Consider the following 13,322-nt stretch of genomic DNA (forward strand, 5'->3'; position numbering starts at 1 on the left):
ATTGGCAGTCCCGGCTAAACCGAATGGGCCGTCCATGGCGTAGAACGGGCATGGAGACTCTGATCTCCGGAGGACAGGACATGACCGAGCGCGGGACCCCCTCGGAGTTCGCGCGCTGGGTGGAGCCCCACCTGACGGCCATGACCCGGTACGCCGGCCGCCGCGTCGCACCCGCCGACCGCGACGACGTCGCGCAGGAGGCGTTGATCCGCGCCTGGCAGCGCTGGTCGACGTACGACGAGTCGCGCGGCGCCCCGGTCGCCTGGTTGATCGGCATCGTCGCCGACCGATGCCGGCGTCATCGCATGCGCCAGCCGGCCGGGACGGTCGTCGAGCTGGTCGACACGGGTGCCCCGGCGCCGACGTACGACGTCGACCTCGAGCGGGCCGTCGACGGGCTCAGTCACCGTCAGCGCCTGGCGGTCGACCTGCACTACTTCGTGGGCCTGGACGTGGCCACCATGGCCGAGGTCATGAACTGCGCGCCGGGCACCGTCAAGGCGACCCTGCACCAGGCCCGGGCCCGGCTGCGCGAGCTGTTGGGAGACGACGATGACTGACCTGCTGGACCAGATCGACGAGCGGCTGACCGCAGCCGCCCGGCAGTGGCAGGCCGAGCAGCCGCCGCCTCCCGGCGTACCGCTGGACCGGCTCGACGAGCCGCTCGGCCGGCCGCGACCCTGGCGCGCCGTCGCCGCGGCCGCGGCCGCCGTGATCGTGATCGGCGGGGTGACGACAGCACTCACCACCCGGTCGCACGACGACCCGGCGCCGCCAGCCGACACGACCGGTACGCCGACTGCGCAGGTGACCCAGCACCACAACTTGCTGGCGGTCGACGTGCCGTGGCGCGACCTGCCGGCCGGCCATCCGGACGTGCGGCACCGCGAGCACGGGCAGGTCGTCACGCCGTTCGACCGCATCTCGGCGACGGGGACGATCTCGGGACACGTGCATCCGGGCGACACCCTGACGTTCACCGCGGTCCTGCAGTCGCCGACGCGGCTCGTGCTCGACCCCTGTCCCGACGTCAACATCGCGTTCGGGAAGCACTTCTGGCACACCTGGCAGCTCAACTGCCGTCAGGTCCCCTTCCGGGACCGCCACGGCCGGCCGTTCCTCCCGGCGTTCCGCGACGCGAGGTTCGAAATGAAGGTGCGGGTGCCCGACGTCCGTGGGGACCAGAAGGTGCTCTGGACGCTGGACGGCCCGCAGCAGATGCCCGGGTTCTACGGGATCGTGACGGTCACGGCCGGCTGAGCCTCAGCGCGGGCCGACGACCGCGAGGATCTCCGGCTGGGAGAACAGCTCCCCAGCCAGAAGGCGTACGTCGTCGAGGGTGACGCCGTCGATGCGGGCGAGCACCTCGTCGATGCTGAGCAGCTCGTCGTCGACGAGCTCCGACTTGCCCAGACGGGTCATCCGCGAGGCGGAGTCCTCGAGGCCGAGCACCAGCCCGCCCTTGAGCTGGCCCTTACCGCGGGTGAGCTCCTCGGTGTCGATGCCGTCCTGGGCGATCTTGGCCAGCTCGGCGCGGACGACGTCGAGGACCTGCCCGAGCTTGTTCGGCAGGCAGCCGACGGAGACCCCGACCAGGCCGGCGTCCACGTGCTGGCTGGCGACGGAGAAGACCGAGTAGGCCAGACCGCGCTTCTCGCGGACCTCCTGGAAGAGCCGGCTCGACGTCCCGCCACCCAGGGCGGCGTTGAGGACGCCGAGGGCGAAGCGACGCGGGTCGGAACGCGTCAGACCCTGCACCCCCAGCACGACGTTCACCTGCTCGAACTGCCGAGTGGCCTCGGCAATGCCGGTGCCGACCTTGCGCGGTGTCGACGTCTGGTGCTTGGCGACCGGCTCGGCCGTGCCGGCCAGGAAGTCGCGGCGCGAGAACGCCGCCCGGGCCAGGCGGACGACCTTGGCGTGGTCGACGTTGCCGGCCACCGAGACGACCATCCGCTCCGGGCGGTAGTGGCGCTTGTAGAAACGACGGATCTGGTCGCGGGTCATCGACCCGATCGACGCGGCGGTGCCGGCGATCGGCCGACCGAGCGGTGAGTCGCCCCACGCGAGGGCGGAGAAGAGGTTGTGGGCGACGTCGTCGGGGTCGTCGTCGTGCATCGCGATCTCGTCGAGGATCACGTCACGCTCGGCGTCGACGTCGTCGTCGGTGATCAGCGACGAGGTGATCATGTCGCCGAGCACGTCGACCGCCAGCGGGAGGTCCTCGTCGAGGACACGCGCGTGGAAGCAGGTGTACTCCTTGGCGGTGAAGGCATTGAACTCACCGCCGACCGCGTCGAGCGCGATCGAGATCTCGAGCGCGGACCGCTCCGGGGTGCCCTTGAACAACAGGTGCTCCAGGAAGTGGGAGCAGCCGTGCAGGGCCGGTGACTCGTCGCGGGAGCCGACGCCGACCCAGACACCGATCGTCGCCGAGCGCTGGCCGGGCACCTGCTCGGTGATGACGCGCAGGCCGCTGGGCAGCGTCGTACGACGGATGATGCCGCCGTCCTCCTTGAGCAGGGTCCGCGTCGTACTCGTGGGCTTGGCCGATGAGTGGGCCCCCGAGGACTGGGTAACCGACGACCGGCCGGCAGCGGGCTGCCGACCGGTCGTTGCGGTTGCCTGGTGGGTCACCGGCGGGTCACTCGGTGACCTGGGCATCGCCCTCGGTCGACTCCGGGGCGGCCGGCTCCGGCTGCTCACCGGCGTCGCTCGAGGACTCCTCGACGACCGGGACCAGCGACAGCTTGCCGCGGTCGTCGACCTCGGCGATCTCGACCTGGATCTTCTGGCCGACCGACACCACGTCGTCGACGTTCTCGACCCGCTTGCCGCCCACCAGCGCACGGAGCTTGGTGATGTGGAGCAGACCGTCCTTGCCCGGGAGCAGGGAGACGAACGCACCGAAGTTGGTTGTCTTCACGACGGTGCCGAGGTAGCGCTCGCCGACCTCGGGCATGGTCGGGTTGGCGATCGCGTTGACCGCGTTGCGCGCGGCCTCGGCCGCCTCGCCGTTGGTCGCCCCGATGTAGACCGTGCCGTCGTCCTCGATCGACAGGGTCGCGCCCGTGTCGTCCTGGATCTGGTTGATCACCTTGCCCTTGGGGCCGATGACCTCGCCGATCTTGTCGACCGGCACCCGGATGCTGATGATCCGCGGCGCGTGGACCGACATCTCCTCGGGAGTGTCGATGGCCTCGGCCATCACCTCGAGGATGGTCAGACGCGCGTCCTTGGCCTGGGTCAGCGCCTGGGCGAGGACCTCGGCCGGGATGCCGTCGAGCTTCGTGTCGAGCTGGAGCGCGGTCACGAACTCCTTGGTGCCCGCGACCTTGAAGTCCATGTCGCCGAAGGCGTCCTCGGCACCGAGGATGTCGGTCAGCGCGACGTACTGCGTCTGACCGTCGACCTCGCCGGAGATCAGGCCCATCGCGATGCCCGCGACGGCCGCGCGCAACGGCACACCCGCCTGGAGCAGCGACATGGTGGAGGCGCAGACGGACCCCATCGAGGTGGAGCCGTTGGAGCCCATCGCCTCCGAGAGCTGACGGATCGCGTAGGGGAACTCCTCACGCGTCGGCAGCACGGGCAGGAGGGCGCGGCGGGCGAGAGCCCCGTGTCCGACCTCGCGGCGTTTGGGCGAGCCGACGCGACCGGTCTCGCCGGTGGAGAACGGCGGGAAGACGTACTTGTGCATGTAGCGACGGGTCTTCTCCGGCGAGAGCGTGTCGAGCTTCTGCTCCAGGGTCAGCATGTTCAGCGTGGTGACGCCCAGGATCTGGGTCTCGCCGCGCTCGAACAGCGCCGAGCCGTGCACCCGCGGGAGCACCGCGACCTCGGCGTGCAGCGGACGGATGTCGGCCAGGCCGCGACCGTCGATGCGGATCTTCTCGCGCAGCACGCGCTCGCGCACGACCGACTTGGTGACCGCGCGGTATGCCGCGCCGATCTCCTTCTCGCGACCTTCGAACTGGCCGACCAGCTTCTCGAGCAGACCCGCCTTGATCTCGTCGGTGCGCGCCTCGCGCTCCTGCTTGTCGCCGATGGTCATCGCGGTGACGACGTCGGCCTTGGTGGAGGACTCGACGGCGTCGTACACGTCGTCCTCGTAGTCGAGGAAGATCGGGAACTCCTGGACCGGCTTCGCGGCCTGCTTGGCCAGCTCGGACTGCGCCTCGCACAGCTGCTTGATAAACGGCTTGGCGGCGTCGAGTCCACCGGCGACGATCTCTTCGGTCGGAGCCTGCGTGCCGGACTCGACCAGCGTCCAGGTCTGCTCGGTGGCTTCCGCCTCGACCATCATGATCGCGACGTCACCGGTCTCGGTGACCCGGCCCGCGACCACCATGTCGAAGACGGCGCCCTCGAGCTGGCTGTGGGACGGGAACGCCACCCACTGACCCTCGATCAGGGCAACGCGAACGCCGCCGACCGGGCCGGAGAACGGCAGGCCGGACAGCTGGGTCGACATCGAGGCCGCGTTGATCGCCAGCACGTCGTAGGGCTGGTCGGGGTCGAGCGCCAGGACGGTGATGACCACCTGGACCTCGTTGCGCAGACCCTTCTTGAAGGTCGGGCGGAGCGGGCGGTCGATCAGCCGGCAGGTCAGGATCGCGTCCTCGCCGGGGCGGCCTTCGCTGCGGAAGAACGAGCCGGGAATCTGGCCCACGGCGTACATCCGCTCCTCCACGTCGATGGTGAGCGGGAAGAAGTCGAACTGGTCCTTGGGAGTCTTGCCGGCCGTGGTGGCCGACAGGAGCATGGTCTCGTCGTCGAGATACGCCGTGACGGAACCGGCGGCCTGCCGGGCGAGGAGCCCGGTCTCGAACTTGACGGTGCGTTGTCCGAAGGGACCGTTGTCGATCACGGTCTCAACGGCGGAAATGATGGGTCCTGCAGATGAATCTGACATGGACAGTGTGCCCTGTCCCTTTCTCTTCGCGGAGCGACCCCGCGAACGTCCCGCTGCTCGAAGACTCGAAGCTTTCGAACTGGCCGGTCTTCGATCGAGGCTCGCGGATCGGCTGAGAATCTTGATCGCCGATCTCCGAGAGCCACTACCGAGGACCGGGCCGACGTGAGCGGGTCGCTCCTGATGATGGTGTGTTCAGTTGTGTGTTCGACCCTAGCGGCCGGGTGATCCGGAAACAGGTCCGGAACGTGCAAGGAGCGGCCACCCGGACGGGCAGCCGCTCCGCGTCACCGGCGCAGGCCGAGACGCTCGATGATCGAGCGGTAGCGCTCGATGTCGGTCTTGTTCAGGTAGTTCAGCAGGCGACGGCGCTGGCCGACGAGGAGCAGCAGACCACGACGCGTGTGGTGGTCGTGCTTGTGCTCCTTGAGGTGCTCCGTCAGGTGGCTGATGCGGTGGCTCAGCAGCGCGATCTGCACTTCGGGCGAACCGGTGTCGCCCTCGTTCGTCGCGTACTGATCGATGATCTTCTTCTTGGTCTCCGCGTCGGTACCGATCGACATGCGGGCTCCTTCCGGCCACGAGGGCTCTGTCCGTTGCGCGGCGCGCCGGGGCCTGTTCACCCGGGCACTCTCGATCCGCGGCCGTTGCACGGCAACCGGACGAGATTATCAGCGGCCGGTGGTGCCACCCAAAACGACAGGTGAGGGAGACTCGACGGGTGCGATCCCCCCTACGGCTCTCGGATCCGCCCGTGGCGCCGGGCTTCACCGGGCGGCGACTGACCGCCTGCAACCTGTGCGAGGCGATCTGCGGGCTGGAGCTCACCCTGACCGACGGCCGGGTGACCTCGGTCCGGGGCAACCCGGACGACCCGTTCTCGCGCGGCTACATCTGTCCGAAGGGTGTCGCGTTCGCCGATGTGTACGACGACCCCGACCGGCTGCGCCGGCCGATCGTCCGCCGGGGCGACGACTGGGTCGAGGTCGACTGGGACGAGGCGCTCGACCTGGTCGCGCGCCGCCTGGCCGAGACGCTCAACGAGCACGGCCGCGACGCCGTGGGCGTCTACCTCGGCAATCCGAACGTCCACGCTCTCGCCTCGGCCACGCACGGCGTCCCGTTCGTGAAGGCGTTGCGCACGCGCAACCGGTTCAGCGCGACGACGGTCGACCAGGCTCCCGCACAGCTGGTCGCGTGGCAGCTGTTCGGCCATCAGCTGCTCATCCCGATCCCCGACCTCGATCGCACGTCGTACCTCCTGGTGCTCGGCGCCAACCCGATGGCGTCGAACGGCTCGCTGATGACCGCACCGGACTTCCCGACGCGAGCCCGAGCGATCAAGGACCGCGGCGGGTCCATCGTGGTGCTCGACCCGCGCCGTACCGAGACCGCGGCGATCGCGACCGAGCACCACTTCGTGCGTCCGGGGTCCGACGTGGCGGTGCTGCTCGCGATGCTGCACACGCTGCTCGCCGAGGGACTCGCGCGCCCGCCGGCGTACGTCGACGGCGTCGACGAGCTACGGCGACTGGTGGCGGACTTCCCGCCCGAGCGGGCCGCGGAGGTCAGTGGCGTCCCGGCCGAGGTGATCGTGCGCCTCGTCCGGGAGCTCTGCGCGGCCGACGGCGCTGCGGCGTACGGACGTGTGGGGGTCTCGACCACCGGCTTCGGCTCGTTGTGCCACTGGGCGATCACCTGCCTCAACCTCCTGAGCGGTCACTTCGACCGACCGGGCGGCGTGATGTTCCCCGAACCCGCGGTCGACGTGAGGCGGTTCGCCGGAGCCGGTCACTATGACCGCTACCGAAGTCGCGTCCGCGGGCTCCCCGAGTACGGCGGAGAGCTCCCGGCCGCCTGCATGCGCGAGGAGATCGAGACCCCGGGCGACGGCCGGATCCGGGCGTACGTGACCATCGCGGGCAACCCGGTGCTCTCGACCCCGGACGGCCGGCGGCTCGGTGAGGCGCTCGACTCACTGGACTTCATGGTCGCGATCGACCTCTACCTCAACGAGACCACGCGCCACGCCGACGTGATCCTGCCGCCCACGACGGCGCTCGAACGCGACCACTACGACCTGGTCTTCCACTCGTTGGCGATCCGCAACACGGCGCGGTTCAGCCCCGCGGTGTTCGCCAAGCCCGAGGGGGCGCGGCACGACTGGGAGATCTTCCGGGACCTGACCGCGCGGCTCGAGGCCCGGCTGATGCGGCCGGACCCGCTCAGGCCCCGACTCGTACGCCGAGCCCGGCTGGCGCTGAGTCCTACCGCTCAGCTGGGGCTCCTGCTCCGGGCCGGCCGACGGGTGTCGCTCCGCCGACTGCGCAAGCACCCCGAGGGTGTGGACCTGGGGCCGCTGCGTCCGACCATGCCCGAGCGGCTGCTGACCGAGAACCGGCGGGTCGACCTGGTGCCACCGCTGGTGGTCGGCGACCTCGACCGGCTCCGGAGCTGGCTCGACGACCGGCCCGACGACGCGCTCGTCCTGATCGGCCGCCGGCACCGACAGGACAACAACTCGTGGTTCCACAACACCACGCGGCTCACCCGCGGTCAGCCGCGGCACCAGCTGCTGATGCACCCCGACGACCTCGCGTCACGAGGCATCGAGGACGGGGCGCTGGTGACGGTGTCGTCGCGCGTCGGGTGCGTGCAGGTCGAGGTGGCCGCGACCGACGACGTGATGCCGGGGGTCGTCTCACTCCCCCACGGCTACGGGCACCGGGTGGACGGCACGAGGCTGAGGAACGCCAGCAAGCTGCCCGGGGTGTCGATCAACGACCTCACCGACCCCGAGCTGCTGGATCTGTCGGGCAACGCCGCGCTCAGCGGTGTCGCGGTGACGGTCGAGGCCTCCACTCCCCGCTAGCCGGACACGACACGACGTACGAGGTCGTCCCAGGAGGTGGTGAGCCCCTCGATGCTGACCCCCTCGATCTCGACCTGCTGCTCGAGGATCGGCACCTCGAGCGGTGCCAGCAGCGCGGTCGCCAGGAACGCGATGTCACCCTGCACCCCGAGCTCCCTCAACAGGTACCGCATGTGCATGGCGGTGAACGACACGGCGGCGTAGCTACGGGCAGCGGCGCGGCCGGCGGCGACGATCAGAGCGCCGTGGACCCGGTTGAGCCGGATCCGGGCGTGGCCGAACGCGAGGAGCCGTTCCATCGGTGGCGCCCCGGGGCCCACGGGCGGCGGCCCGGAGAGGATCGAGCCCTGGAACGCCGTCTCGCTCCGGTCGAGGACCGCGGCCATCAGCCCCTCACGGCTCTCGAACCGGCGGAACACCGTGCCCTTGCCGACACCGGCCCGAGCGGCGACGGCGTCCATGGTCACCGCGTCGACCCCGTGCTCGCCGATCAACGCGTCCGCGGCGACCAGGAGCGCGTCGCGATTGCGCGCCGCGTCGCGTCGTTCCTGGGGCTCGTCGTCGACGAGCGGGAGCGGGATCGGCACGTGTGGAGGCTAGTGCCGTGTCGAGACAGGGAACAGGAATAGAAACGGACTGTGGTCCGTTTGGTGGTTCATGACCGATCTGAGCGAATCTCGTGGCACGCACGTCGTCGTCCTGCTCGGCAGCCTCCGCGCCGACTCCTACAACCGCCGCATCGCCCAGCGCCTCCAGGCCGAGGCACCGGACGGCGTGACCGTGCGGATCGCCACGGGTCTGGCCGACCTGCCCTTCTACAACGAGGAGATCGACACCGACGCGGACCTGCCCGCGGCTGCTCGCGCGCTGCGCGACCAGGTTGCTGCCGCGGATCGCGTGCTGGCCGTGACGCCGGAGTACAACGGCACGATGCCCGCCGTCCTCAACAACGCGATCGACTGGCTGTCACGCCCGTACGGCGTGGGGGCGCTGCAGGGCAAGCCGTTCGGGGTCGTCGGGGCCACCCCGACCCAGTTCGGTGGCAAGTGGTCACACGAGGACGCCCGGCGCTCGGCGACCATCGCCGGAGCGGACGTCGTCCCCGACCTGGTGCTCTCGCACTCGACCCTCGACGCGGACGTGTTCGAGGACCCCGACGTGTTCGCCCGATTCCTGGGCGCCCTGGTCGCACTGGTCGAGCACCGGCCGGCCGCTGACCTCGCGGCCTGATCGCGGCGTTCGTCGGCCCGTTCTTCCGGGACTGTCACAACGGCGCGATCGCGCCGTTGTGACACCCGGAAGCGGCGTACGCATGTCGTAACTGCGCGATCGTGCCGATACGGCAGACGAGCGTCAGGCCCCCAGCACCCGGCGGGCGGCGTCGCGCGCGGCCATCGGGTCGCTCGCGGCCAGGGCCGCCTCGCCGGCGTCCTCGAGGTGGTCCATGTTGGCCGACGCCAGTCGCGCACCCACCGGGCGAACGGCGGCCGAAGCCATCGACAGCGACGTGATGCCCATCCCGACCAGGACGCACGCGAGCAAGGGGTCGGCCGCGGCCTCGCCACAGACTCCGACCGGCTTGCCGGCCTGTTTGCCGGCCTCCGCGGTGATCGCGATCAGCTGGAGAACGGCCGGCTGCCAGGCGTCGGTCAGATGGGCGAGGTCGCTGGCCATCCGGTCGGCGGCCATCGTGTACTGGGTGAGGTCGTTGGTGCCGATCGAGAGGAAGTCGACGACCTCGAGCATCCGGTGTGCCAGCAGCGCGGCGGACGGCACCTCGACCATCACACCCGGCTTCAACCCACGTCCCCGGACCGCCGCGGCGAAGTCGGTCGCTTCGGCCACGGTCGCGACCATCGGCGCCATCACCCACGTCTCGGTGCCCGTCTCGCGCGCGGCGGCCGCGATGCCGTCGAGCTGACGCGCCAGCAGCTCCGGCTTGTCGAACGAGAGCCGCAGCCCGCGGACGCCGAGAGCGGGGTTCTCCTCGCCCTCGTGCGTCGCGAAGGCGACCGGCTTGTCGGACCCCGCGTCAAGCGTGCGGACCACGACGTACCGGCCGGCGAACGGCGCGAGCACCTCGCCGTAGATCGAGGCCTGCTCCTCCACGGACGGCTCGTCGACCCGGTTGAGGAAGCAGAGCTCGGTCCGGAACAGCCCGACGCCCTCCACCGGTCCCGACGCGGCCGCTCGTGCGGACTCCCCGTCGGCGACGTTGGCCAGGATCTTCACGCGCGTGCCGTCCGCGGTCTCGCCCGGCCCGGTCCAGGTCGCCAGCGCTTCGCGCGCGACCCGATCGGCCGCGACGAGGCGCTCGGCCTCGTCGGGGTCGGGTGAGCTCTCGATCGTCCCCGCGACCCCGTCGACCAGCAGGGGCGTGCCGGCGACGAGCGTCATCGCACCGGACGTGCCGACCACGCAGGGGATCGCGAGCTGACGCGCGATGATCGCGGTGTGACTGGTCGGCCCGCCGCGCTCGGTCACCAGCGCCAGCACCACCCTCGGGTCCAGCGTCGCCGTGTCCGACGGCGCGAGGTCCTCCGCCACCAGGACGGCGGGCGTGTCAGGCATCTGGACGCCGGGCTCCGCCTCGCCGACCACGTGGGCGACCACCCGGCGTTCGATGTCGTGCAGATCGGTGACGCGCTCGGCCATCAGCCCGCCCATCGACGAGAACACCTGCACGAACTGCGCGACTCCGGCATGCACCGACGCGAGCAGGTCGTCGCCCGCCTTGAGGTGCTTGCGCACGGCGGAGCGCAGACCCTTGTCGCGGGCGAGTCCGGCGCTCGCGGTGAGCACCTCGGCGGCGGCGCCCGAGGCCTTGTCGGCCCGGCGGGCGAAGCCCTCCGCCACGGCGTCGGCCGCCTCGTCGTACGCCGCCAGCGCGCCGTCCTCGTCGTACGCCGACCCGTCGAAGCGGGCGATCGCGTCCGGCGACACCTCCCCTCGGACCACCAGGGCCGGGCCGTAGGCGACGCCCGGGACGACCGGGGTGCCATGCAGGGTGAGGGTGGCCGACGACGGGTCGCTCATGGCGACACGCTGCCACGGCCGACTTGACAAGTCAACGCGTTCGGGCGTAAAACCACACACACAGACAGGGGGTCCCGGGTTGACGATGTATGCCGAGGAGCGCCAGCAGGCCATCGCGCGGCTGGTCACCCAGCGCGGCCGGATGTCGGTGAACCAGCTGGCTCGAGAGTACGACGTCACGACCGAGACGGTGCGGCGCGACCTGTCGACGCTGGAGCGCATGGGGCTGGTCCGCCGGGTGCACGGCGGCGTCGTCCCACCAGCCTCGCTGTCGCTGATCGAGGCCGGGCTGCGCGAGCGCGACCAGGTCAACACCGAGAGCAAGGAGCGGATCGCCCGCGCCGCGCTCGACCGTCTGCCACCGGCGGGAGGCACGATCCTCCTCGACGCCGGTACGACGACCAGCCGGCTGGCCTCGCTGCTCCCTCCCGACCACGCGCTCACCGTGATCACCCACGGCGTACCGATCGCGGCCCGACTCGCCGGCCAGCGACACATCGACCTGCGCCTGCTGCCCGGACGCGTACGGCGTACGACCCAGGCGGCGGTCGGTGCCGACACCATCGCCGCGCTCTCCCACCTCCGCGTAGACGTCGCGTTCGTCGGCACGAACGGCATCACTGCCGAGCACGGCTTCACCACGCCCGATCCCGACGAGGCCGCGGTGAAGCGGGCGCTGGTCGAGTGTGCGCGACAGGTCGTGGCGCTGGCCGACGCCTCGAAGTTCGGCATCGAGACGGCCGTGCGGTTCGCCGCGGCCGGCGAGATCGACGTAGTGGTCACCGACAGCGACGTGTCGACCGCGGACCGCCGGGCGCTGACGAAGGCCGGCGTCGAGGTGGTCGTGGCATGAACGGGCCGACCGCGTGATCGTGACGCTCACCGCCAACCCCAGCCTCGACCGGACGGTCAACCTCACCGCTCCCCTCGAACGCGGGGGCGTGCAGCGCGCAGACTCGGTGATCTCCCAGGCCGGGGGCAAGGGCGTGAACATCTCCCGCGCCTGCGTGGCTGCGGACCTGCCGTCGATCGCCGTCCTGCCCGCCGCCAAGAACGACCCGTTCGTGCTCGAGCTGCTCGCCGCTGGCATCGACTGCCGGCCGGTCGAGCACGCCGGCGACCTCCGCGTGAACATCACGATCACCGAGCCCGACGGCACCACCACCAAGCTGAACAGCCCCGGCCCGCAGGCCACACCGCGGCTCCTCGAGGAGCTCCAAGAGGCGTTGGTACGCCGAGCGGAGAGCGCCGACTGGACCGTGCTGGCCGGCTCGCTGCCCCCCGGGACCCCGCCCGAGTGGTACGCCGAGCTGGTCACCGCCCTGCGCGGCGCCGGCGCGCGCGTGGCCGTCGACACCAGCGACTCACCGCTCAAGGCGCTGGTCGATGCTCTCCCGACCGGCGCGCCCCACCTGATGAAGCCGAACGGCGAGGAGCTCGCGTCGTTCACCGGGCACCACGCCGACGAGCTCGAGGCCGACCCGGCGGCCGCCGCCGAGGCCGCGCGCGAGCTGGTATCCCAGGGGGTCGAGTCGGTGCTGGTGACGCTCGGCCCGCACGGCGCCGTACTCGTGAACGCCGATGGCGCCTGGCACGCCTCGCCGCCCCCCACCACCGTCGTCAGCACGGTCGGAGCCGGCGACTCCAGCCTCTTCGGCTACCTCCTCGGGGACGTCACCGGGCGTGACCCCGGCCAACGACTCGCGCTCGCCGTCGCCTACGGCAGCGCGGCAGCCGGGCTGCCCGGTACGACCATCCCCCACCCCCGGCAGGTGCAGACCGAGCTGGTCCACGTCACCCGCCTCGATCTCCCGTCAGGAGACTGAAGGTGTCCGACCTCATCAGCCGCGCGCTCGTGCGCCTCGACGCCGGGCTCCGCGACGCGAGGACCGAGCAGGAGGTCGTCGACCGGTCAGCACCGACGTCGCCACCGTTTGACCCGACCCGCAGCACGACCCACCCGAAGGAGACCCCATGCCCACCAAGTCCGTCGTCGTCGGCTCCGCCGTCGGCCTCCACGCCCGCCCGGCCGCGATCATCTCCGAGGCCGCCGGTGAGCTCGACTCCGAGGTTCTGATCGGCGTACCGGGCGGAGACCCGGTCGACGCGAGCTCGGCGCTGATGATCATGACCCTGGGCGCCGGCAAGGGCGCCACGGTCGAGGTCTCGGGCGACGACGAGACCGACGTGGACGCGATCGCCGCGCTCGTCGTACAGGACCTGGACGCCTGAGCGGCTCTCCGGATCCGGGTCGTGCGCCGGCTTGCCCTGGCCTGGACCTGACCCCGGCCGGGCGCCCTCCGGGTCGTCCACCTGTGGTGTTGCTAGGGCCCCACGTCAGGCGGACGACTCGAATGCGCAGCCCAGGCTCAGGCGTCGAGGTCCTGCTCGACCAGCGCCACGATGGTGTCGACGTCGGCCTCGACGTCGCCCGACACCTCGACCGCGTCGCCCTTGCCGGCGCCGAGGGTCATGATCAGCAGCGCCGACGACGCGTCG

12 protein-coding genes are annotated in these 13,322 nt (G+C 71.0%); 7 read left to right on the forward strand and 5 right to left on the reverse strand.

What is annotated here, in order from left to right:
- The first annotated feature begins 80 nt into the window (after positions 1-80).
- Entirely contained in the window at positions 81-560 is a 480-nt protein-coding gene (locus tag VGJ24_RS17845) for a sigma-70 family RNA polymerase sigma factor (RefSeq protein WP_331501990.1), read from the forward strand.
- The gene (locus tag VGJ24_RS17850) at positions 553-1,260 is read left to right on the forward strand and encodes a hypothetical protein (protein ID WP_331501991.1); all 708 of its coding nucleotides are present in this window, start codon (positions 553-555) and stop codon (positions 1,258-1,260) included. Before VGJ24_RS17845 ends, VGJ24_RS17850 begins: the two co-directional genes overlap by 8 nt.
- A gap of 3 nt (positions 1,261-1,263) precedes the next feature.
- Here the strand turns inward: VGJ24_RS17850 and VGJ24_RS17855 are convergent, their stop codons facing one another.
- From VGJ24_RS17855 to rpsO, 3 genes are all read right to left on the reverse strand, one after another.
- Positions 1,264-2,637: a pitrilysin family protein gene (locus VGJ24_RS17855; protein WP_331501992.1), complete on the reverse strand. Its 1,374-nt coding sequence runs from the start codon at positions 2,635-2,637 to the stop codon at positions 1,264-1,266.
- Positions 2,638-2,644: 7 nt separating this feature from the next.
- Entirely contained in the window at positions 2,645-4,915 is a 2,271-nt protein-coding gene (locus VGJ24_RS17860) for a polyribonucleotide nucleotidyltransferase (RefSeq protein ID WP_331501993.1), read from the reverse strand.
- 287 nt (positions 4,916-5,202) lie between these two features.
- Positions 5,203-5,478 carry a 30S ribosomal protein S15 gene (rpsO, locus tag VGJ24_RS17865; RefSeq protein ID WP_349257104.1) on the reverse strand — a complete coding sequence of 92 codons (276 nt, stop codon included), beginning with the start codon at positions 5,476-5,478 and terminating at the stop codon, positions 5,203-5,205.
- A gap of 191 nt (positions 5,479-5,669) precedes the next feature.
- Between rpsO and VGJ24_RS17870 the strand changes: the two genes are divergently transcribed.
- Positions 5,670-7,787 carry a molybdopterin-dependent oxidoreductase gene (locus tag VGJ24_RS17870; RefSeq protein ID WP_331501994.1) on the forward strand — a complete coding sequence of 706 codons (2,118 nt, stop codon included), beginning with the start codon at positions 5,670-5,672 and terminating at the stop codon, positions 7,785-7,787.
- On the opposite strand, the gene VGJ24_RS17875 is transcribed toward VGJ24_RS17870, so the two are convergent.
- Positions 7,784-8,374, reverse strand: a complete 591-nt coding sequence (locus VGJ24_RS17875; protein WP_331501995.1) for a helix-turn-helix domain-containing protein — start codon at positions 8,372-8,374, stop codon at positions 7,784-7,786. The genes VGJ24_RS17870 and VGJ24_RS17875 overlap by 4 nt on opposite strands.
- A gap of 70 nt (positions 8,375-8,444) precedes the next feature.
- Between VGJ24_RS17875 and VGJ24_RS17880 the strand changes: the two genes are divergently transcribed.
- Positions 8,445-9,017, forward strand: coding sequence for an NAD(P)H-dependent oxidoreductase (locus tag VGJ24_RS17880; RefSeq protein ID WP_331501996.1), 573 nt, complete (start codon positions 8,445-8,447; stop codon positions 9,015-9,017).
- Between the two features lie 123 nt (positions 9,018-9,140).
- On the opposite strand, the gene ptsP is transcribed toward VGJ24_RS17880, so the two are convergent.
- Complete coding sequence (gene ptsP, locus VGJ24_RS17885) at positions 9,141-10,823, reverse strand: phosphoenolpyruvate--protein phosphotransferase (RefSeq protein WP_331501997.1); 1,683 nt, start codon at positions 10,821-10,823, stop codon at positions 9,141-9,143.
- An 85-nt stretch (positions 10,824-10,908) separates the two neighbouring features.
- On the opposite strand from ptsP, the gene VGJ24_RS17890 reads away from it, so the two are divergent.
- From VGJ24_RS17890 to VGJ24_RS17900, 3 genes are all read left to right on the forward strand, one after another.
- Positions 10,909-11,676 (forward strand): DeoR/GlpR family DNA-binding transcription regulator, encoded by a 768-nt coding sequence (locus VGJ24_RS17890; RefSeq protein WP_331502002.1) that lies wholly within the window; start codon positions 10,909-10,911, stop codon positions 11,674-11,676.
- A gap of 13 nt (positions 11,677-11,689) precedes the next feature.
- Positions 11,690-12,649, forward strand: a complete 960-nt coding sequence (locus VGJ24_RS17895) for a 1-phosphofructokinase (protein WP_331501998.1) — start codon at positions 11,690-11,692, stop codon at positions 12,647-12,649.
- A gap of 148 nt (positions 12,650-12,797) precedes the next feature.
- Complete coding sequence (locus VGJ24_RS17900) at positions 12,798-13,055, forward strand: HPr family phosphocarrier protein (RefSeq protein WP_331501999.1); 258 nt, start codon at positions 12,798-12,800, stop codon at positions 13,053-13,055.
- Positions 13,056-13,322: the final 267 nt, after the last annotated feature.

The organism is Nocardioides sp., assembly GCF_036493135.1.
Taxonomy (GTDB): domain Bacteria; phylum Actinomycetota; class Actinomycetes; order Propionibacteriales; family Nocardioidaceae; genus Nocardioides.